This is a genomic window from Streptomyces sp. CG4, assembly GCF_041080655.1.
Classification (GTDB): Bacteria; Actinomycetota; Actinomycetes; order Streptomycetales; family Streptomycetaceae; genus Streptomyces.
In genome coordinates this window covers 4,552,359-4,571,834 of the sequence record NZ_CP163525.1, presented here as the reverse complement: position 1 = coordinate 4,571,834, position 19,476 = coordinate 4,552,359, and the positions used below count along the sequence as shown (strand labels likewise).

Annotated in this window: 19 protein-coding genes and 1 pseudogene; 14 read left to right on the top strand and 6 right to left on the bottom strand. The window is 71.5% G+C overall.

The window, feature by feature from the left end; all coding sequences use genetic code 11:
• Window positions 1-16: 16 nt before the first annotated feature.
• A complete protein-coding gene (dnaJ, locus tag AB5L52_RS20770) occupies window positions 17-1,186 on the top strand; it encodes a molecular chaperone DnaJ (RefSeq protein ID WP_351025816.1) in 1,170 nt (389 codons plus the stop codon).
• A 5-nt stretch (window positions 1,187-1,191) separates the two neighbouring features.
• Complete coding sequence (locus AB5L52_RS20765; RefSeq protein WP_023547970.1) at window positions 1,192-1,638, top strand: heat shock protein transcriptional repressor HspR; 447 nt, start codon at window positions 1,192-1,194, stop codon at window positions 1,636-1,638.
• 90 nt (window positions 1,639-1,728) lie between these two features.
• Here the strand turns inward: AB5L52_RS20765 and AB5L52_RS20760 are convergent, their stop codons facing one another.
• Entirely contained in the window at window positions 1,729-2,064 is a 336-nt protein-coding gene (locus AB5L52_RS20760; protein ID WP_369365532.1) for a hypothetical protein, read from the bottom strand.
• Window positions 2,065-2,395: 331 nt separating this feature from the next.
• On the opposite strand from AB5L52_RS20760, the gene AB5L52_RS20755 reads away from it, so the two are divergent.
• Both AB5L52_RS20755 and AB5L52_RS20750 read left to right on the top strand, forming a co-directional pair.
• Entirely contained in the window at window positions 2,396-3,502 is a 1,107-nt protein-coding gene (locus AB5L52_RS20755; protein WP_351025821.1) for a substrate-binding domain-containing protein, read from the top strand.
• 266 nt (window positions 3,503-3,768) lie between these two features.
• The gene (locus AB5L52_RS20750; RefSeq protein WP_351025823.1) at window positions 3,769-4,815 is read left to right on the top strand and encodes a LuxR C-terminal-related transcriptional regulator; all 1,047 of its coding nucleotides are present in this window, start codon (window positions 3,769-3,771) and stop codon (window positions 4,813-4,815) included.
• Here the strand turns inward: AB5L52_RS20750 and AB5L52_RS20745 are convergent.
• Together AB5L52_RS20745 and AB5L52_RS20740 are read right to left on the bottom strand one after the other, a co-directional pair.
• Window positions 4,778-5,839: pseudogene (locus AB5L52_RS20745) on the bottom strand (helix-turn-helix transcriptional regulator). The gene AB5L52_RS20750 and the pseudogene AB5L52_RS20745 sit on opposite strands and share 38 nt — an antisense overlap.
• Window positions 5,832-6,680 carry a helix-turn-helix transcriptional regulator gene (locus AB5L52_RS20740; RefSeq protein ID WP_351025826.1) on the bottom strand — a complete coding sequence of 283 codons (849 nt, stop codon included), beginning with the start codon at window positions 6,678-6,680 and terminating at the stop codon, window positions 5,832-5,834. The pseudogene AB5L52_RS20745 and the gene AB5L52_RS20740 overlap by 8 nt, the downstream one beginning before the upstream one ends.
• Before the next feature lie 278 nt (window positions 6,681-6,958).
• On the opposite strand from AB5L52_RS20740, the gene AB5L52_RS20735 reads away from it, so the two are divergent.
• Both AB5L52_RS20735 and AB5L52_RS20730 read left to right on the top strand, forming a co-directional pair.
• Complete coding sequence (locus tag AB5L52_RS20735; RefSeq protein WP_351025829.1) at window positions 6,959-7,180, top strand: hypothetical protein; 222 nt, start codon at window positions 6,959-6,961, stop codon at window positions 7,178-7,180.
• Entirely contained in the window at window positions 7,177-7,512 is a 336-nt protein-coding gene (locus AB5L52_RS20730; RefSeq protein WP_351025831.1) for a hypothetical protein, read from the top strand. Before AB5L52_RS20735 ends, AB5L52_RS20730 begins: the two co-directional genes overlap by 4 nt.
• 146 nt (window positions 7,513-7,658) lie before the next feature.
• On the opposite strand, the gene AB5L52_RS20725 is transcribed toward AB5L52_RS20730, so the two are convergent.
• A complete protein-coding gene (locus tag AB5L52_RS20725) occupies window positions 7,659-8,051 on the bottom strand; it encodes a pyridoxamine 5'-phosphate oxidase family protein (RefSeq protein ID WP_369365529.1) in 393 nt (130 codons plus the stop codon).
• Window positions 8,052-8,167: 116 nt separating this feature from the next.
• Between AB5L52_RS20725 and clpB the strand changes: the two genes are divergently transcribed.
• Window positions 8,168-10,765: an ATP-dependent chaperone ClpB gene (clpB, locus tag AB5L52_RS20720; RefSeq protein WP_351025836.1), complete on the top strand. Its 2,598-nt coding sequence runs from the start codon at window positions 8,168-8,170 to the stop codon at window positions 10,763-10,765.
• A 139-nt stretch (window positions 10,766-10,904) separates the two neighbouring features.
• On the top strand, window positions 10,905-11,447 hold the full coding sequence (locus AB5L52_RS20715; protein WP_351025839.1) for a YbjN domain-containing protein: 543 nt from the start codon (window positions 10,905-10,907) through the stop codon (window positions 11,445-11,447).
• Between the two features lie 15 nt (window positions 11,448-11,462).
• Here AB5L52_RS20715 and AB5L52_RS20710 read toward each other — a convergent pair whose 3' ends face one another.
• Together AB5L52_RS20710 and AB5L52_RS20705 are read right to left on the bottom strand one after the other, a co-directional pair.
• The gene (locus tag AB5L52_RS20710; RefSeq protein ID WP_369368943.1) at window positions 11,463-12,575 is read right to left on the bottom strand and encodes a hypothetical protein; all 1,113 of its coding nucleotides are present in this window, start codon (window positions 12,573-12,575) and stop codon (window positions 11,463-11,465) included.
• A gap of 169 nt (window positions 12,576-12,744) precedes the next feature.
• Entirely contained in the window at window positions 12,745-13,929 is a 1,185-nt protein-coding gene (locus AB5L52_RS20705) for a pyridoxal phosphate-dependent aminotransferase (protein ID WP_369365525.1), read from the bottom strand.
• A gap of 119 nt (window positions 13,930-14,048) precedes the next feature.
• Here AB5L52_RS20705 and AB5L52_RS20700 point away from each other — a divergent pair, with 119 nt between their 5' ends.
• The 6 genes from AB5L52_RS20700 to pyrE all read left to right on the top strand — a co-directional run bounded on the left by AB5L52_RS20700 (window position 14,049) and on the right by pyrE (window position 19,375).
• A complete protein-coding gene (locus AB5L52_RS20700) occupies window positions 14,049-14,381 on the top strand; it encodes a hypothetical protein (RefSeq protein WP_369365523.1) in 333 nt (110 codons plus the stop codon).
• A gap of 319 nt (window positions 14,382-14,700) precedes the next feature.
• Window positions 14,701-15,252 carry a DUF2617 family protein gene (locus AB5L52_RS20695; protein ID WP_351025847.1) on the top strand — a complete coding sequence of 184 codons (552 nt, stop codon included), beginning with the start codon at window positions 14,701-14,703 and terminating at the stop codon, window positions 15,250-15,252.
• 115 nt (window positions 15,253-15,367) lie between these two features.
• Window positions 15,368-17,005, top strand: a complete 1,638-nt coding sequence (locus AB5L52_RS20690; protein ID WP_351566609.1) for a polyamine aminopropyltransferase — start codon at window positions 15,368-15,370, stop codon at window positions 17,003-17,005.
• A gap of 66 nt (window positions 17,006-17,071) precedes the next feature.
• Entirely contained in the window at window positions 17,072-17,947 is an 876-nt protein-coding gene (locus AB5L52_RS20685) for an SRPBCC domain-containing protein (RefSeq protein WP_369365520.1), read from the top strand.
• A 62-nt stretch (window positions 17,948-18,009) separates the two neighbouring features.
• Window positions 18,010-18,816: an aldose 1-epimerase gene (locus AB5L52_RS20680; RefSeq protein ID WP_351025855.1), complete on the top strand. Its 807-nt coding sequence runs from the start codon at window positions 18,010-18,012 to the stop codon at window positions 18,814-18,816.
• A 10-nt stretch (window positions 18,817-18,826) separates the two neighbouring features.
• Window positions 18,827-19,375 carry an orotate phosphoribosyltransferase gene (gene pyrE, locus AB5L52_RS20675; protein WP_351025858.1) on the top strand — a complete coding sequence of 183 codons (549 nt, stop codon included), beginning with the start codon at window positions 18,827-18,829 and terminating at the stop codon, window positions 19,373-19,375.
• Window positions 19,376-19,476 lie beyond the last annotated feature (101 nt).

Genomic DNA, 19,476 nt, shown 5'->3' with positions numbered 1-19,476 from the left:
AGGGGGTACGTCGAGGATGAGCACCAAGGACTTCATCGAGAAGGACTACTACAAGGTCCTCGGCGTCCCCAAGGACGCCACCGAGGCCGAGATCAAGAAGGCGTACCGGAAGCTCGCCCGCGAGTTCCACCCGGACGCCAACAAGGGCAACACCAAGGCCGAGGAGCGCTTCAAGGAGATCTCCGAGGCGAACGACATACTCGGCGACCCCAAGAAGCGCAAGGAATACGACGACGCGCGCGCCCTGTTCGGCAACGGCGGCTTCCGCCCCGGGCCGGGCGCCGGCGGTTCCTTCAACTTCGACCTGGGCGACCTCTTCGGAGGCGGTGGGACCACCCAGGGCGGAGGCTTCGGCGGCGGCATCGGTGACGTCTTCGGGGGGCTGTTCAACCGCGGCGGCACCACCGGCACGCGGACCCAGCCGAGGCGCGGCCAGGACATCGAGTCCGAGGTCACGCTGAGCTTCACGGAGGCCATCGAGGGCGCCACGGTGCCGCTTCGGATGTCCTCCCAGGCGCCCTGCAAGGCCTGCTCGGGCACCGGCGACAAGAACGGCACACCGCGCGTGTGCCCGACCTGCGTCGGCACCGGGCAGGTCGCCCGGGGCTCGGGCGGCGGCTTCTCGCTCACCGACCCCTGCCCCGACTGCAAGGGCCGCGGTCTGATCGCCGAGCACGCCTGCCCGGAGTGCAAGGGCAGCGGCCGCGCGAAGTCCTCGCGCACGATGCAGGTCCGCATCCCGGCGGGCGTCACCGACGGGCAGCGGATCCGGCTGCGCGGCAAGGGCGCGCCCGGCGAGCGGGGCGGCCCGGCGGGCGACCTGTACGTGGTCGTGCACGTCGGCGAGCACCCGGTGTTCGGCCGCAAGGGCGACAACCTCACGGTGACCGTCCCGGTGACGTTCGCCGAGGCGGCCCTCGGCGGCGAGGTCCGGGTGCCGACCCTCGGCGGCCCGCCCGTCACCCTGAAGCTGCCGCCCGGCACACCCAACGGCCGGACGATGCGCGCCCGCGGCAAGGGCGCGGTCCGCAAGGACGGCACCCGCGGCGATCTGCTGGTCACCGTCGAGGTGTGTGTTCCCAAGGACGTGTCGGGGAAGGCTCGTGACGCGCTCGAGGCGTATCGCGAGGCGACCGCGGGTGAGGATCCGCGGGCGGACCTGTTCGAGGCCGCGAAGGGAGACTGAAAGAGATGGACGGCCGTCGACGTAATCCGTATGAACTGACCGAGGAGACCCCGGTCTACGTCATCTCGGTGGCGGCCCAGCTCTCCGGACTCCACCCGCAGACGCTGCGCCAGTACGACCGGCTGGGCCTGGTCTCCCCGGACCGCACCGCGGGCCGGGGCCGGCGCTACTCGGCCCGTGACATCGAACTGCTGCGTACCGTCCAGCAGTTGTCGCAGGACGAGGGCATCAACCTGGCCGGCATCAAGCGCATCATCGAACTGGAGAACCAGGTCGCCGCCCTGCAGTCCCGCGTCGCGGAGCTGGAGGCGGCCCTGGACGGCGCGGCGGCCGCGATGCAGCAGCGCGAGGCCGCCGTCCACGCCTCCTACCGCCGCGACCTGGTCCCGTACCAGGAGGTCCAGCAGACCAGCGCGCTGGTGGTGTGGCGGCCCAAGCGGCAGCAGGACTGAACAGCGCCGGGACGCACACGGCGAGGGGCCGGGAGGAACGATCCTTCCGGCCCCTCGCCGTATCCGGCGCCGGCCGGGGAGCACCGTGGGTCAGCCGGGGAGCAGCTCGCCGGCCAGTTCCGTCGCGATCATCCACATCGGCCGGGCGCCGGTGCCGAACGCGGCGGCCGGGGCGTATCCGAGGGCCGCGTCCGTGGCGTCGGGCCGCGCCCCTTCGCGCCACACGGCGGACACCCGTCCGTCGCCCTCGCAGCGGAGATCCCCGAGACGCTCTCCGTCGCGCGACAGCCGGCTGCCGGGGACCGAGTCCGGCACCAGCCGCCAGTGGCGGCCCGCGTGCCGTACGTCGACGCGGTACGACCGCCGGGTCAGCCGTCCCCGGGCGGGCGCCACGACCGCCCGCGCACCGTCGACGGTCAGCGCCACCCGGGGCAGTGGCCGGTCGGATCCATTCGGTCTCCTCTTCGCACAGGTGAAGATATCGGTGGGCGACGTGCCCTTTCGGTGATCATGACGCGCCGGGGGCCGAGTCGGTTGTGCCGATTTTTGCCGGCCCATGAACTCCCTTTGAATGGAGGGTCCGTAAAGAGCATTTGGAGGGGATTCCGCTCGGCCTTCACAGAGTCAGCCGTGCGTGGTGTTGCGGACTCGTTAAGTAGTTCCGCTTGACGCCGGGTGTGGCCGCCGCGTTGTCTTTTCAGACACCTGGGTCGTATAGCAGCCCTACGTCCGGAACGCACCTGAAGTGAGCCCTCGAATGCGTCGTATCGCCATATCCGTGGTCGCGTCCACGATGACCCTCTCGCTCGCCGGCTGTGGGGTGCTGAACGCGACGGGGGCCGGCGGGGACGCGAGCCCGAGCAAGGGCAACGACCTCACCGTGGGCCTGCTGCTGCCGGAGAAGGCCAACACCCGTTACGACAAGTTCGACTTCCCCATCATCAAGCGCAAGGTGGCCGAACTCACCGGCCAGAAGGGGACGGTCGAGTACGCGAATGCGAACGCCGACGCCTCCCAGCAGGCCTCGCAGCTGCAGAAGATGATCGACGAGAAGGTCGACGTCATTCTGCTCGACGCCGTCGACTCGCACGCGATCGCCGCCGAGGTGAAGAAGGCCAAGGACGCGGGCATTCCGGTCATCGCCTACGACCGTCTCGCCGAGGGCCCGATCGACGCCTATGTCTCCTTCGACAACGAACTGGTCGGCGAGGTGCAGGGCCGCACCCTGCTGTCGGGACTCGGTTCGAGCGCCGACTCCTCCTCCAAGATCGTCATGGTGAACGGCTCGCCCACCGACCCGAACGCCAAGCAGTTCAAGGAGGGCGCGCTCTCCGAGCTGACCGGCAAGGTGACGATCGCGGCGACGTACGACACCACGGACTGGAAGCCGGAGCTCGCCGAATCCAACATGGCCAAGGCCATCAACGCGATCGGCAAGAACAACATCGCCGGCGTCTACGCCGCCAACGACGGCATGGCCGGCGGTGTCATCAAGGCCCTGAAGGCCGCCGGTGTCACCAGCCTGCCCCCGGTCACCGGCCAGGACGCGGAACTCGACGCGGTGCAGCGGATCGTGCTCGGCGAGCAGTACATGAGCGTCTACAAGGCCTACCCCGACGAGGCCGAGGCCGCCGCGCAGATGGCCGTCGCCAGGGTCCAGGGCAAGGACATCCAGTTCGACGCGCTCACCCAGGACAAGGTCGACAGCCCCACGGACAAGAGCATCCCGGCCAAGCTGATCCAGCCGGTCGCCCTGACCAAGAGCAACATCAAGTCCACGGTCCTCGCGGACGGCATCTACACCGTGGACGACATCTGCACCGCCAAGTACCGGGCGGCCTGCGCGGCGATCGGCCTGAAGTAGACCCTCGGGCCGCGCCCTGGCGCACCGGCCGGGCCTGCCGCATGGCGCCACCCCCGTGGGCGCGATGCGGCCGGATCAACGATGCCTGGCGTGATCCGGCCCCACCACCTTCAGCTTGTTGCAATGCGAGGGGCGGAGCATGCCCGATACCCGGACATAACGGCGTTTTGCGGCGGCCCTGTTGGGGTGAGCCGTGTTGCGGACCCGGTCGGCGCCGCGCATAGTTGCGCTGCGGAAGTGGCAGCACACCGGGGGTGAAATGCACGATGGCCGGGCGCGGGGCGGAGCAGCATCCACACGGCGCCGACCGGCTGTGCGCGGCCGGGGATCGGGTGTACTCACGGGCCGTGCGCCGCGGGCGCGTGCCCCGTACTGATGCCGAGGCGGTGCCCTGCCTGCTGGAGCTGGCCCTGCTGCACCCGGACCCGGACGACATGGACTGGCTGGTGCCGACCTCCCCGCAGGAGGTCATGACCAGGCTGCTGCGCGGGGTCTACGACGAGGTCAGCGAGAGCCAGCGGCGGGTGGGCTCGGCGGTGGCCGCCTTCGAGTGGTACGCCGGTCTCGGCCGTCAGCTGGGCGCCCTGGCCGCACCGGCCGAGGGCAGTGCGATCCGGGTGCTGGACGGGCTCTCCCGGATCCAGGCCGCGATGGACGAGGCGACCGAGGCGTGCACGACCGAGGTGCTCACCGTGCAGCCGGGCGGCATCCGCCGGGAGGCCGAGCTGACCGAGGGGCTGCACCGGGCGCTGGCCCTGCGCGGCCGGGGCGTGCGGATGCGCGACCTGTACACGCATGTGGCCCGGCACGGGCAGGGGCTGCTCAACTACCTGGAGCTGATGGGCGACACGGTCGAGGCCAGGACGCTGGACGAGGTGATCGACCGCCTCATCCTGTTCGACCGCACGGTGGCCTTCATCCCCGCCAACGCCGACCGCACGATGGCCCTGGAACTGCGCCACCCGGCCCTCGTGGAGTACCTGGTGACGGTCTTCGAGCGGCTCTGGCGCCTAGCGATCCCGCTGACGGCGCCCCTGCCGGACACCGGCATCGAGGGCATCTCGCACCGCGAGCAGTCCATCGCCGCGCTGCTCGCCGAGGGCCACCAGGACGCGGTGATCGCCGAGCGGCTCGGCATCAGCGTGCGCACCTGCCGCGCCCATATCGCCCGCCTGTCGGAGACCCTCGGCGCGGCCAGCCGTACCCAGCTGGGCGTGCGGATCGCCCAGGTCGGCCTGGACGGCCACCGCGGCTCCGCGCTGCCGGCCGGCGCGCTCACGGCTGCCGATCAAGAATCCCCGAGCGTGCGATGAGATGGCCCAGCTGGGCCCGGCTGGGCTGCCGAGGGTGGCGGCGAGCTTGGCGATGTGCAGCCGGGCCGTGCGGACGTTCATGCCGAGCCGGTGGGCGATGACGACATCCGTGTGGCCCTCGACCAGGAGGCCGCGATGGCGCGCCGGCGGGGCGTGACGCCGTTGAGGGCGGGACGCTGGACGGCTTCCGGGTACATGGGGGTCGCCAGGCGCCAGAGGCGGTCGAACGCGGTGGCCAGGTAGGCGACGAGCGGGGGATGGCGGATCTCCGCGGCCACCGTCCGGTCCGCGTTGGCGGGGACGAAGGCGACCGCCCGGTCGAGGACGATGAGGCGGTCGGGGACCTAGTGCCCCAACAGGCAACGTTCGCCCCGACGGGCAATCGTTGCCTGCCGGGGCACTGGTCGAGGGTGCGTACCTCGACGTCGCCGTCCAGGCACTCGTAGTGGGCGAGAACCGCCGGGTCGTACCGCGTGGTGTGCCGGTAGAGGGTGCGCATACGGCCGCCCCGCGACAGCAGCTCCTGTTCCATGGGCAGGGCGGCGGCCAGGACCGGGACGGGGCGCTTGCCGCCCGGCTGGATGGTGAGGACCTCGTCGCAGGAGCGGAGCATGGCGTGCCGGATGGCGTCGCTGATCCGCTCGACACCGCTGAGCAGGGTGATCAGCCCGGTGCCCGCGTCCGGCGCGGGGCCGGTGCCGAGCGCCGGCAGCGGCTCGAAGGCCTCGGCCGGACGGGTCTCGGCCCGCCGCCGCAGGGCGATGTCCTCGGCGATGCCGCGCAGCAGGCGGGGAAGGGCCAGGGCCGGGGCGACGGGACGCAGCCGGTGCACGTCGTCGAGGTCCAGCTGGAGCAGCCCGGACCGGATCACGCAGGGCGCCTCGGCGGCCTCGTGTTCCGGCACGGACCCCTCGCGCAGGGCGCGGCCGTACAGCTCCAGTCCCGTTGCGCACAGCTCCTGCGGGCCGTGCCGGTGCGCAGGTGTCGTCCAGGCGAGCCTCTTGTTCCGTCGGGCGTCAGAGATCCTGTTCCAGCATCCCCGACTGCGCGATGAGGAAGCCGAGTTGGGCCCGGCTGCCGCTGCCCAGCGCGGTGGCGAGCTTGGCGATGTGGGCCCGGCAGGTGCGCACGTTCATGCCCAGGCGCCGCGCGATGGCCTCGTCGACATGCCCCTCGACCAGCAGCTTGGCGATGGAGTGCTGGATCTCGGTGATGCCGTCGGGGGCGGTCTCGTAGGGGGCGCCGGCGCTCAGCGGAACCGCGCGGGCCCACATGAACTCGAAGACCTTGATCAGATAGCGGACGAGCCCCGGATGCCGGAGTTCCAGGGCGATCTCCCCGTCGTCCCGCGTCGGGATGAAGGCCACGGTCTCGTCGCAGACGATCAGCCGCTCGACGAGTTCGTCGATGGTGCGGTACTCCACCTTGCCGTCGGTGAACTGGGCCACGTAGGCGAGCGTCTCCGGGCTGTAGCGGGCCGGGTGCTGGTAGAGAGTCCTTATCCGGCAGCCGCGTTCGATCAGGGGGCGGTCGCGCTCCAGCGCTTTGGTGAGGGTGTGTTCGAGCCGCCGGCGGCTCGGCTGCACGGTGAGCATCTCGCTCTGGCACTGGGTCGTGGCCAGATCCAGCGCCGCGTTGATCCGGTCGAGTCCTTCCAGCACAGTGATCGAGTGCGTGGTGGCCGTCGGCTGGGCACTGATGCTCATGAACGGCTCGAAAGCATCGGCGAGTTCGATGGACTGGCGCCGTCGCTGACTGATCTCGTGCTCGATCGGGTTGAGTCGCTGGGCCAGGGCGATCGAGGGGGGTACCGGGCGCAGCCAGTTGGGGTCGTCCGGGTCGGGATGAAGGAGGGCGAACTCCATCAAACACGGGGCGGGTTCCACATCCGCACGGGCCAGTCGTCCCGTCCGGAGAGCGTTCCCGTAAAGGCGGCGCCCGTCCTCGCACAGGTCGGTCAGCCCGTGGGGATGTGTCCGCTTAGTCTCATTTATCGCCAAATCTCCACCCCCCAGGGTCCTGAACGTGCAGGAACATGATGCATCGATTGTGTGGCCATGACGTGCCGGAATGGGCCATCGTCGTATTCGGACGGGGGAGAGGTGACCTTCAAATGAGGACGAAGCCGACTATGCATAAGAGAATGCTTCGCTCGGCGCTTGTCGCCGCCTTCTCCGCCGCACTGGCCTTCGGGGCGCTGACCGGCCACGCGGGGACGAAGAGTGATGCCGCCGCGCAGGACAGCAGTTGGCGCGTGGCTGCCGCCGCTTCGGGTGACAGCAGTTGGGTGATCGCGGCATCCGGTGCCCCGGGTGACAGTTCGTGGGTCGCCCCGAGTGACAGCAGCTGGATCGTGCGGTCATGACGACTCCACCCGACGACCGCTCCTTCCGGCGTGAAATGGCCACGGCCTACCGCTCCGGCTGGCACTTCATCGACCTGGTCACCGCCATCCCCCACAGCGGCGACTCGCTGATGGTGACCGTGTTCGGTGAGCCGGTCGTCGTGACGCGGGACGACGACGAGGACGTACGGGCGTACCGGTGCCTGCGCAAGCCGCGGGGCGCGCCCCAGCCGGTGCGATGCGCCATCCGGTACGGAATGATCTTTGTCAACCTCGACCAGCGGGACCATCGGCTCAGCGGGCCGACGGACCACGACGTGAGGACCATCTCGGCCACCCCCCGCAGTGCCTGACGCGATTCCCCCGTCGTAAAAGATCGCTCAGGTGCTTCCCCCGCAGCGGCGTCACCGTGACCTGAACACGGTGACGCCGCTGCAGTCTGTGGGGATATGTCCGGGTATGAGGGCGTCGGCAGGGTGGCTGAAGGTTTTCGGTCATCTCAGCCGTTCCCCAGCGCTCGTTCCACCGTGATCTCGATCACCACGCGCGCCGGATTCGGCCCCGGCGTCCGCTTGTAGCGCTCGGCGTAGCGCCGTACCGCCTCGGCGACCCGTTCCGGTTCCGTCCGCACCCGTGCGCGCCCTTCCAGCGTCGCCCAGCGCCGGCCGGCCACCTGGCACACCGCGACCCGCGCGCCCTCGGGCCCGGCCGCGCGCACATGCCGCACCTTCGCGCTGGTCCCCGCGGTGATCACTCTGGCCAGCCCGGCCTCCGCGTCGTACGTCACCCCCACCGGGACCACATGCGGACTGCCGTCGGGGCGGAGCGTCGTCAGGGTGCACAGGTGGCGTTCTCGCCAGAACTCCAGGTACTGCTCAGAGTGGATCGGCATGCCCGCAACCTAGCCCCCGCGCCGCTTCCCGCCTACCTTGAGCGGAATAGACTCAACTTTGTGTACGCTGGTTAAGTCAGCAGTGGAGACTGTGGCCGAGGAGGAGAACGGACGACGTGGACGCCGAGCTGACCAACAGGAGCCGGGACGCGATCAACGCGGCGAGCAACCGGGCCGTGACCGAGGGGCACGCGGACCTCACCCCGGCTCACCTGCTGCTGGCGCTGCTTCAGGGCCAGGACAACGAGAACATCACCGACCTGCTCGCGGCCGTGGAGGCCGACCAGGCGGCCGTACGCGCGGGTGCGGAGAAGCTGCTGGCCGCGCTGCCCAGCGTGACCGGATCCACGGTCGCGCCCCCGCAGCCGGGCCGGGAGCTGCTGGCCGTGCTCGCCGACGCCGCGGAGCGCGCGAAGGACCTCGGCGACGACTATCTGTCGACCGAGCATCTGCTGATCGGCACCGCCGCCAAGGGCGGGGCCGCCGGCGAGCTGCTGGTGCGCCAGGGCGCCGATGCGAAGAAGCTGCTGGAGGCCTTCAAGAAGGCCAGGGGAGGACGTCGCGTGACCACCGCCGACCCCGAGGGTCAGTACAAGGCCCTGGAGAAGTTCGGCACCGACTTCACCGCCGCCGCCCGCGAGGGCCGGCTCGACCCGGTCATCGGGCGGGACCAGGAGATCCGGCGGGTCGTGCAGGTGCTGAGCCGGAGGACCAAGAACAACCCGGTCCTCATCGGTGAGCCCGGTGTCGGCAAGACCGCCGTCGTCGAGGGGCTCGCGCAGCGGATCGTCAAGGGGGACGTGCCCGAGTCGCTGAAGAACAAGCGGCTGGTGGCGCTCGACCTCGGTGCGATGGTGGCCGGCGCCAAGTACCGCGGTGAGTTCGAGGAGCGGCTCAAGGCCGTCCTCGCCGAGATCAAGGACTCCGACGGGCAGATCATCACCTTCATCGACGAGCTGCACACCGTCGTCGGGGCCGGTGCCGGCGGCGACTCCGCGATGGACGCGGGCAACATGCTCAAGCCCATGCTCGCCCGCGGTGAGCTGCGCATGGTCGGCGCGACCACGCTCGACGAGTACCGCGAGCGGATCGAGAAGGACCCCGCGCTGGAGCGCCGCTTCCAGCAGGTGCTGGTCGCCGAGCCGACCGTCGAGGACACCGTCGCGATCCTGCGCGGCCTGAAGGGCCGGTACGAGGCCCACCACAAGGTGCAGATCGCCGACAGCGCGCTGGTGGCTGCCGCGACCCTCTCCGACCGGTACATCACCTCCCGCTTCCTGCCCGACAAGGCCATCGACCTGGTCGACGAGGCCGCCTCCCGCCTCCGCATGGAGATCGACTCGTCCCCCGTCGAGATCGACGAACTCCAGCGCTCCGTCGACCGGCTGAAGATGGAGGAGCTGGCGATCGGCAAGGAGACCGACCCCGCCTCCCTCGCCCGGCTGGAGAAGCTGCGCCGCGACCTCGCCGACAAGGAGGAGGAGCTGCGGGGCCTGACCGCCCGCTGGGAGAAGGAGAAGCAGTCCCTCAACCGGGTCGGCGAGCTGAAGGAACGCCTGGACGACCTGCGCGGCCAGGCCGAACGCGCCCAGCGCGACGGCGACTTCGACACCGCCGCCAAGCTGCTCTACGGCGAGATCCCGCAGCTGGAGAAGGAGCTGGAGGCCGCCTCCGAGGCCGAGGAGGAGGCCGCCAGGGACACGATGGTCAAGGACGAGGTCGGCTCCGACGACATCGCCGACGTGGTCGCCGCCTGGACCGGCATCCCGGCCGGCCGCCTGCTGGAGGGCGAGACGCAGAAGCTGCTGCGGATGGAGGACGAGCTGGGCCGGCGGCTCATCGGCCAGACCGAGGCGGTACGGGCCGTGAGCGACGCCGTACGACGCTCGCGGGCCGGGATCGCCGACCCCGACCGCCCGACCGGTTCCTTCCTCTTCCTCGGCCCGACCGGTGTCGGCAAGACCGAACTCGCCAAGGCGCTCGCCGACTTCCTCTTCGACGACGAGCGGGCCATGGTCCGCATCGACATGTCCGAGTACAGCGAGAAGCACAGCGTGGCCCGCCTGGTCGGCGCGCCCCCCGGCTACGTCGGCTACGAGGAGGGCGGCCAGCTCACCGAGGCCGTCCGCCGCCGCCCGTACAGCGTCGTCCTGCTGGACGAGGTGGAGAAGGCCCACCCCGAGGTCTTCGACATCCTCCTCCAGGTGCTGGACGACGGCCGCCTGACGGACGGTCAGGGGCGCACGGTCGACTTCCGCAACACCATCCTGGTGCTCACCTCCAACCTGGGCAGCCAGTACCTGGTCGAGCCGACGACCAGCGAGCACGAGAAGAAGGAGCAGGTCCTGGAGGCCGTACGGGCCTCGTTCAAGCCGGAGTTCCTCAACCGGCTCGACGACCTGGTGGTCTTCTCGGCCCTGACCAAGCCCGAGCTGGAGCGGATCGCGCAGCTCCAGATCGACCGCCTGGGCAGGCGGCTCGCCGAGCGCCGGCTCACCCTGGACATCACCCCGGAGGCGCTGGCCTGGCTCGCCGAGGAGGGCAACGACCCGGCCTACGGCGCCCGCCCGCTGCGCCGCCTCGTCCAGACCGCCATCGGCGACCGCCTCGCCAAGGAGATCCTGTCCGGCGAGGTCAAGGACGGCGACACGGTCCGCGTCGACCGCTTCGGGGAGGGGCTGCTGGTGGGCCCGGCGACCGGGAAGACGCTGTGACCGGGGTACTCGTCGACGGAGGTTCCCCGGCGGGCGACGGGTAATGTCAGCCCTGGGCTGACACGGGGCCGCCGGGGCTTGCCACCCCCCTCCCCGGATGGGGGAGGATGGCGGAATCCACCATGAAGGGAAAAACACGGTGAGCATCGACCCGTCCTCGATTCCGAACTTCGGGGGCCAGCCCGAACCGCAGCCCCAGGGACCGGCCGGCCCCGTCCTCCCGGATCAGGACCTCGTGAAGCAGCTCCTCGACCAGATGGAGCTGAAGTACGTCGTCGACGAGGAGGGTGACCTCGCGGCCCCGTGGGAGCTGTTCCGCACGTACTTCATGTTCCGCGGGGAGGCCGAGCAGGCCGTCTTCTCGGTGCGGACCTTCTACGACCGCCCCCACAAGATCGACGAGAAGCCGCAGCTGCTGGAGTCCGTCGACGACTGGAACCGCCGCACGCTGTGGCCCAAGGTGTACACCCACACCCACGACGACGGCACCGTCCGCCTCATCGGTGAGGCCCAGATGCTGATCGGCACGGGCGTCGACATCAACCACTTCGTCTCCTCCACGGTCAGCTGGGTGCGGGCCGCGATCGAGTTCGACAAGTGGCTCGTCGAGACGCTCGGCCTGGAGGAGGCCGTCAACGAGGCGGACCAGCCCGAGGGCGACGGCGAAGCCGACGGCGAGTAGGACCCGCAGCACCGCCTACAGCGGTGCCTCCGCGTACACCACCAGGTACGCGCCGTAGAGATAGCTGAGCCCGGCCAGGGCCGCGACCAGCACGGTCGCGTGCCACGGCCGGGTTCTTGCCGTTCGCACCAGCCCCCGGGCGAGCGGCAGCAGCAGCGGGAACGCCGGCAGCAGGAACCGCGGCTTGGACTCGAAGAACCCCGACCCGCCGAGCGCGATCAGCAGCAGCACCCCGGCGTAGACGAGCAGCGGCAGGGGGGCGCGGTCCAGGAGCAGCACCACGTACAGCAGCGTCGCCACCGCCACGACGGCCAGCGCCATCGGGACCACGAACCGGCTGCCGTCCAGCAGCATCGCGCGCAGGTACCGCAGCGCACCGCGCCCGAAGTCGAACTTCGACCCCCACAGCCGCTGCACCTCGAAGTAGCCGCCCAGCAGATCGCCCTTGCGCCGGCCGACCCACAGCACATACGCCGTCCAGCCCAGCGGGGCGAGTGCCACGCCCGTCCACAGCCTGTGGGAAACCTTTCCGCGCCGCCGCCACACCTCGACTCCGGCCACGCCCAGCACCGCGGCGGCGACCGCGAAGCCGTTCGGCCTGGCCAGCCCCGCGAGCGCCGCGAGGACGCCCGCCCGCAGCCAGTTCCCGGCCAGCACCGCGTACAGCGACCAGGCCGCGAACGCGGTCAGCACCGGCTCGGTGTACGCCAGCGACAGCACCACCGAGTGCGGCAGCAGCGCCCACAGCAGCACCAGCGCTATACCGGTGGCCCGCCCGTGCAGCCGGGAGCCGACCGCGTGGATCCCGGCGGCGGCCACGGCGGCCGCGGTCCACGAGAGCAGCAGCCCGGCCGTGCCGCCGCCGAGCGGGGTCAGCGTGGTCACCGCCCGCACCAGCGCCGGGTACAGCGGGAAGAACGCCAGGTCGCTGTGGACGCCCGGGTGGTGCGAGGGCAGGTCGTGGCCGTAGCCGTGCGCGGCGATGCCCAGGTACCAGACCGAGTCCCAGGACCGGGCGAGCAGCGTCAGCGGGTGCTTGCCGACGCTGTGTGCGACGAGGGCGAGCACGGCCGCGCCGGTGAGCCGGGCGCCGAGAAAGAGGCTCACGGCGACCCAGCTCGCCCGCACGGTACGCTGCGCCGGCTTCGGCGCGGCTACGGGCTTGGCGAGGGTGGTACTGGCATAAGTCACATCTACGCACCCTGCGTGACGGTGCGGTTGGGCCGTGCGGTGACGCGCCGTTGCGCTGTTCGCCGTCGCCCGTCTGCGGGTGCGTTGTGGCTGGTCGGGCCTGCAGCTAGAGCGCCCGCAGCCTCTCCACGGCCTCCCTCAGGACCTCCTCGCGCTTGCAGAACGCGAACCGTACGAACGGTGCGCCCGCCTCCCGGTCGTCGTAGAAGACGGCGTTCGGGATGGCCACGACGCCCGCGCGCTCCGGCAGGGCGCGGCAGAAGGCGAAGCCGTCCTTCTCGCCCAGGGGGCGGATGTCGGTGGTGACGAAGTACGTGCCGGCCGGGCGGAAGACCTCGAAGCCGGCCGCCGTGAGGCCCTCGGCGAGGATGTCGCGGCGGGCCAGCATCGAGCGGCGGAAGTCCTCGAAGTAGGAGTCGGGCAGGGCGAGGGCCTCGGCGACCGCGTACTGGAAGGGGCCCGAGGAGACGTACGTCAGGAACTGCTTCACCGAGCGGACCGCGGTGACCAGCTCCGGCACGGCCGTGACCCAGCCGACCTTCCAGCCCGTGAAGGAGAACGTCTTGCCGGCCGAGCCGATCGTCACCGTGCGCTCGCGCATGCCGGGGAAGGAGGCGAGCGGCAGATGCTCGGCGGCGTCGAAGACCAGGTGCTCGTAGACCTCGTCCGTGACCACCAGCAGGTCCCGCTCGACCGCCAGCTCGGCGATCGCCGCCAGCTCCGCGCGCGTGAGGACCGTACCGGTCGGATTGTGCGGGGTGTTGATCAGGAGGAGGCGGGTGCGGTCGGTGACCGCCGCGCGCAGCTCGTCCAGGTCCAGGCGGAAGGAGCCGTCGTGCGGGCGCAGGGTCACCGGCACCCGGCGGCCGCCCGCCAGCGCGATGCTCGCCGCGTAGGAGTCGTAGTACGGCTCCAGGGCCACCACTTCGTCACCCGGCTCCACCAGGGCCAGCAGCGAGGCCGCGATCGCCTCCGTCGCGCCCGCCGTGACCAGCACCTCCGTGTCGGGGTCGTACGACAGCCCGTAGCGGCGCAGCTGGTGCGCGGCGATCGCGGTGCGCAGCTCCGGGACGCCCGGACCCGGCGGGTACTGGTTGCCGCGGCCCTCGCGCAGCGCCCGCACCGCCGCCTCCCGGACCTCCTTGGGGCCGTCGGTGTCGGGGAAGCCCTGGCCGAGGTTGATCGCCCCGGTCGCCACGGCGAGTGCGGACATCTCGGCGAAGATCGTCGTCCCGAACTCGGCGAGCCGGCGGTTGAGGTGAGGGCGTGCGCTGGAGGTCATGCCGGCCATCCTGCGCCCAAGCTCTGGAGTTCCTCAACTCTGCTTTGAGCCGTCGGGGAGCCGGGCATCCGTCGGTCACCGCGGTCCACGGGGGGCCGCTTCGGGGGGAACGGAAGGAGGGTGACGCCATGGGAATCGGCATCATCTTCATCGTGGCCGTGGCCGCGTTCGTGGCCGTAGCGGTGCTGAGGAGCGAGTCCAGGAAGCGCCGGGCGCGGGTGTCGCTCGGCAAGAGCGGCCGCGGCCGGTCCGGGTCGTCCCGCTCGTCCTCTTCGTCCTCGTCGTACGACGGCGGCGGCAGCTGGTGGGCGGGCACCGCCGACTCCGGCTCGTCGGGCGGGCATCACGGCGGCCACCACGGCGGGCACTCCTGCGGCGGCGGCCACTCCTGCGGTGGTCACTCCTCCTGCGGCGGGGGTTCGTCGTGCGGCGGCGGGGGCGGATGCGGGGGAGGCAGCTGACACGGGGCAGCCGAGCTCCCGGGGGAACCGTATCCGGGCCGTATTCGAGCGCCCGCCGGCGAAGGCAGCCGGCGGGCGCTCGGCGCGTGTTCCCCGCGCCAGGCGTACGCCATGGTTGAACAGTTGAGCAGCGAAGCCCCCTGAGGGATGGAAACCCCACGAAGTTGGGTAAAGACGCTGTGGGGGCGCCACTGTTCATGATTCCCTCTAAAACGCCAACGCAGCCCCTCGGACGTCACTGAGACTTCCCACCCCGGCCGGGCCGGCTGGGCTGACATGGCCGATCTCCCCCTCATCGCGTGTTATGCGGAGCCGATCCATGCTCACGACCCTGAACACCTCCTACACCGATACGCGCGCTGCCGACCTAGCCTGGGCCCTGGGACGCGAGCCGCTGCCCGCCCTGGCCGCCCTCGACCTGGAACTCAGCGGTGCCAAGCTCCAGTTGAGACTGCTCGGCGCCTCCCACCAGGTGCTGCTGGAGGAGGAGCACGGCAGCTGTTCGGAGACGGTCGCATGCATCCCCGGCTCCAGCACCCCGCTGCCGCTCGGCGTCGCCAAGCGGGTCGGCGACTGGGAGTACGAGTTCGCCGCCCGCGTCGAGGTGCTCACACCCGGCTCGTTCGCGGGCCGCGCCCAGGAGTTGCTGGCCCTCGTCTCCGACCATCCGCACGGCCTCGCCGGCGTCTTCCCCGGCAGCCCGCACGCCTTCACCGCGATGCTGGCCCAGCGCCACGAGGGCCAGGTGCACTGGCGCACCTGGCACGCCTACCCGCAGGACGGACAGTTGGTGGCCACCCGCACCCGGGTCGGTGCGCGGGTGCCGTCGGCGCAACCGGACCGCCGGGCCGAGAACTCCGCACGGACGTGAGGCCGACGTAAGGCCGAGCACGCCTTGCGGGCATAAACCCCTACGACGTCAACTGCCCCCATTTCCACACGTGTGGGTGACGAAGCGTACCGCGCATGTGACGTAACGTCGCAGCGTGATCGAACCGCACGCCCCCGCTCCCCCGGGTGCCCCGCCCTCCTGGACAGGCCCCGCCCGGCTGCCCGTCCGGCCCGGCACCGGGCGGTTCCTGGTTCTCGTGTGCGTCTTCGTCTGCGCGGCCTGCGGACTCGTGTATGAACTCGAACTCGTCGCGTTCGCCTCGTACTTGATCGGCGACTCGGTCACCCAGGCCTCCGTCGTGCTGTCCGTGATGGTGTTCGCGATGGGCATCGGCTCCCTCGGCGCCAAGCGGCTGCGCTGGCATGCGGCCGCCGGCTTCGGCGCGATCGAGACCGTCCTCGCCCTGGTCGGCGGGTGCAGCGCGATGGCGCTGTACGCCGTCTTCGCCTGGACCGGCGGCTGGGGCGGGATGTGGGCCGAGGGCCCGCGCTGTCTGCTGGTCGCCTTCTCCCTCGCCATCGGCCTGCTCATCGGCGCCGAAGTCCCGCTGCTGATGGAGCTGATCCAGCGCATCCGGCACCAGGACGCGGGCGGCGCGGTGGCCGACCTGTTCGCCGCCGACTACGTGGGCGCGCTGGTCGGCGGCCTCGCCTTCCCCTTCCTACTCCTGCCCTTCCTCGGCCAGTTGACGGGCGCGCTGCTCACCGGCACGGTCAACGTCGTCGCGGGCGGCGCCCTGGTGCTGGGCCTGTTCCGCCGCGACCTGACCCGCCGGGCCCGCTGGACCCTGCTGCTCGGCGGCCTCGTCGTCCTCGGCGTCCTCGGCTCCGCCGCCGCCCTCGCCGACGACTTCGAACGGGCGGCCCGGCACGCCGTCTACGGCAAGGACGTCCGGGTCGCCGAACAGACCGAGGTCCAGGAGGTCGTCCTCACCGGCGGTACCGACGGCAAACCCCTCGACCTCTTCCTGGACGGCCGGCTGCGGGTCGGCGGCCGCGACGAACGCCGCTACCACGAGGCCCTCGTCCACCCCGCGCTGTCCGGCGGACCGCACGCGCGCGTGCTGATCCTCGGCGGCGGCGACGGCCTGGCCGCCCGCGAGGTGCTGCGCCGACCCGGGGTGCGCCGCCTCGACATCGTCGAACTCGACTCCGGCCTGCTCCGGCTGGCCCGCCACGACCCCGGCCTCGCCGCCGCCAACGCCCACGCCTACGACGACCCGCGCGTCCATCCCACCACGGCCGACGCGCTCGGCTGGCTGCGCCAGGCGCGGGGGCGGTCGTACGACGTCGTGATCGCCGACCTGCCCGATCCCGGCATCACCGCCAGCACCAAGCTGTACTCCCAGGAGTTCTACGGCCTGGCCCGCCGGGTCCTCGCCCCCGGCGGCCGGCTCGTCGTGCACGCCGGCTCCGTCACCACCCGCCCCCGAGTCTTCTGGACGGTCGCCGCGACCCTGCGCGCCGCGGGCTTCGCCGGCTCCCCCTACCGGGTCCTCGGCCGCGACTCCGGCTTCCCGGCCGGCCCCGACCGCTCGGCGGGCCCCTCCGGCTCCCCGTACGACTGGGGGTTCCTGCTGGCGACGCCGGGGGCCACCGCGCCCTCCCTGCGGCTCGGTTCCTGGCACCCGCGCACGCTGACGCAGGGCGAGCTGACGGCGGACGGCAGGGCGGCACGGCGGACCCGGATCGGCGGGCTCCCGCCGTCCACGCTGGTCCATCCGCGCTACTGAGCCGGTACTGACGAGCCGGTCAGGCGGGGGGTACTTTCCGGTCACACCTGGGTAGGCTCAGCGGACATGGAGCACCAGGTCTTCGTCCCGGTCCCGGTCGAGCCGCTCAAGGACGCCCTCGCCGACCCCGCGCGCGTCGCCCGGGCGGTCCCCGGTCTGCAGCAGGACGCCGGTGCCGAACCCGTCGCCGGACGCCTGAAACTGCGCGTCGGCGGGCACTCCGTCACCTATCGGGGCACGGCCCGGGTGGTCGCCCGCGGGGACGGTACGTACGCCGTCGAGGGCGACGCCGTCGAGGCCCGCGGCACCGGCACCGTGAAGCTCGCCCTCACCCTCCGCCTCACGGACACCGAGGGCGGCACGACGGTCACGATCGAGGGCACGGCGGACGCGGACGGCCGTATCGCGGATCTGCCGGCGGACGCGGTGCGTACGGCGGTGACCCGCCTGCTCAACCGTTTCGTGGAGAGCTTGGCTACGGCACCGGAGACTCCGGAGGAGCAGGCGGAGGCGGAGGCGGAGGCGCAGGAGCAGGAGCCGGAGCCGGAGCTGGAATCTGAGCCCGAGCCCGAGCCCGAGCCCGAGCCCGAGCCCGAGCCCGAGCCTGGGCCTGGGCCCGAGCCTGCTCCTGGGTCCGAGGACGAGCGCGCCTCCGTCTTCGACGCCGAGGTCCCCCCGCCCTCCCTGGACCCGGCGGCCGACCGCCTCGCGGACTTCGCCGACACCGGCGAGCCCCCCGCCGAGGCCGCGCACGCACGCCGGACGATGATCGGCCGCAGCGCCGAGGAGGTCGACCACGCCCCGCCCCGCGGCCGCTACGCCCCGGTCCCGGCCCCCCAGACGACCACGGCGACATCGACACTGCGCTGGGCGGCACCGGCGGCGGCACTGGTGGTGGCATCGGCGATCGTGGTCACCAGGGCACTGCGCAAACGCCGTTGACCGCGGCCGGCCGAGGGCGCGGGGCCGTGTCTCCCCAGTAGCGTCTTCAGTAGTGTCTTCCCGTGAGTAACGAAGACATCACGCTGACAGCGGGCGACGCAGAGGTACACGTCAGCCCTGCCAACGGCGGCCGTATCAGCGGCCTCAAGGTCGGCTCCCTGGAACTGCTGAGGCAAGGGCACCGCTACGGCTGCTTCCCGATGGTGCCCTGGTGCGGCCGTATCCGGGACGGCCGCTTCCTCGACGGCGGATCCGCCCGCCAGATGCCGCTCAACTCCCCGCCGCACGCCATCCACGGCACCGCCCGCGACGGCGCCTGGCGCGTCGCGCGCGTCGCGGAGAACGAGGCGGTGATCACGTACGACCTGGTCGATCCCTGGCCGCACCCCGGCCGCGTCACCCAGGTCGTCACGCTCACCGAGGACAGCCTGACGCTGACGATGTCGGTGGAGGCGCGGGACGACTCCTTCCCGGCGCAGATCGGCTGGCACCCCTGGTTCAACCGCACCCTCGCGGGCGAGGACGGTGCGGTCGGCGAGGAGGTGACGCTCGACTTCAAGCCCGGCTGGCAGGAGGAGCGCGGCGCCGACCATCTGCCGACCGGCAACCGCATCGACCCGAGGCCCGGCCCCTGGGACGACTGCTTCGGCATGCCCGACGGAGTCGACGTCACCCTCACCTGGCCCCGGCAGCTGGAGCTGAAGGTGACCAGCCGCGAGGAGTGGGTGGTCGTCTACGACGAGCAGGCCGAGGCCGTGTGCGTCGAGCCGCAGACCGGCCCGCCCAACGGCCTGAACACCGCTCCCCGCCTGGTCACCCCGCTGGAGCCGCTGGAGGCGACGACGACCTGGAGCTGGCGGCGCCTTTAAGCTGGTCGGCATGACGGACGTACGCGGCGCGCTGCTGCAGCAGATCAAGGACAAGGCCGTGGTGCACGGCAAGGTGACCCTGTCGTCGGGCAAGGAAGCCGACTACTACATCGACCTTCGCCGGATCACGCTGGACGGCGAGGCCGCGCCGCTGGTCGGTCAGGTCATGCTCGACCTGACCGCCGAGCTGGACTACGAGGCCGTCGGCGGGCTCACCCTGGGCGCCGACCCGGTGGCCACCGCGATGCTGCACGCCTCGGCCGCGCGCGGGAAGGTCCTCGACGCGTTCGTCGTGCGCAAGCAGGGCAAGGCGCACGGCCTGCAGCGCCGTATCGAGGGCGCCGAGGTCAAGGGCCGCCGCGTCCTCGCCGTCGAGGACACCTCCACCACCGGCGGCTCCGTGCTGACGGCCGTGGAGGCACTGCGCGAGGCCGGCGCCGAGGTCGTCGCCGTCGCCACGATCGTGGACCGGGCCACCGGCGCGGCCGAGGCGATCGCCGAACAGGCCGGGGTGCCGTACCTCTTCGCCTTCTCGAAGGATGAACTGGGTCTGGACTGACCGGGCGGTTTGACCTGGACTTGACGGGTGCGCCGAGCAGGGCGCCGGGTCTGGAAAGATGGGATCGACGACGGCGTCGAATCCCCAGGTCTAGGTCAGGG

Excerpts from the sequence above, each read along its gene's own strand:
- AB5L52_RS20700 (WP_369365523.1), top strand. The coding sequence starts at position 14,049 with ATGGGAATCGGCATCATCTTCATCGTGGCCGTGGCCGCGTTCGTGGCC.
- AB5L52_RS20725 (WP_369365529.1), bottom strand. The coding sequence starts at position 8,051 with ATGCCGATCCACTCTGAGCAGTACCTGGAGTTCTGGCGAGAACGCCAC.
- AB5L52_RS20735 (WP_351025829.1), top strand. The coding sequence starts at position 6,959 with ATGCTTCGCTCGGCGCTTGTCGCCGCCTTCTCCGCCGCACTGGCCTTC.
- AB5L52_RS20765 (WP_023547970.1), top strand. The coding sequence starts at position 1,192 with ATGGACGGCCGTCGACGTAATCCGTATGAACTGACCGAGGAGACCCCG.
- AB5L52_RS20755 (WP_351025821.1), top strand. The coding sequence starts at position 2,396 with ATGCGTCGTATCGCCATATCCGTGGTCGCGTCCACGATGACCCTCTCG.
- pyrE (WP_351025858.1), top strand. The coding sequence starts at position 18,827 with ATGACGGACGTACGCGGCGCGCTGCTGCAGCAGATCAAGGACAAGGCC.
- AB5L52_RS20685 (WP_369365520.1), top strand. The coding sequence starts at position 17,072 with ATGGAGCACCAGGTCTTCGTCCCGGTCCCGGTCGAGCCGCTCAAGGAC.
- AB5L52_RS20730 (WP_351025831.1), top strand. The coding sequence starts at position 7,177 with ATGACGACTCCACCCGACGACCGCTCCTTCCGGCGTGAAATGGCCACG.
- AB5L52_RS20740 (WP_351025826.1), bottom strand. The coding sequence starts at position 6,680 with ATGGAGTTCGCCCTCCTTCATCCCGACCCGGACGACCCCAACTGGCTG.
- AB5L52_RS20705 (WP_369365525.1), bottom strand. The coding sequence starts at position 13,929 with ATGGCCGGCATGACCTCCAGCGCACGCCCTCACCTCAACCGCCGGCTC.
- dnaJ (WP_351025816.1), top strand. The coding sequence starts at position 17 with ATGAGCACCAAGGACTTCATCGAGAAGGACTACTACAAGGTCCTCGGC.
- AB5L52_RS20695 (WP_351025847.1), top strand. The coding sequence starts at position 14,701 with ATGCTCACGACCCTGAACACCTCCTACACCGATACGCGCGCTGCCGAC.
- AB5L52_RS20750 (WP_351025823.1), top strand. The coding sequence starts at position 3,769 with ATGGCCGGGCGCGGGGCGGAGCAGCATCCACACGGCGCCGACCGGCTG.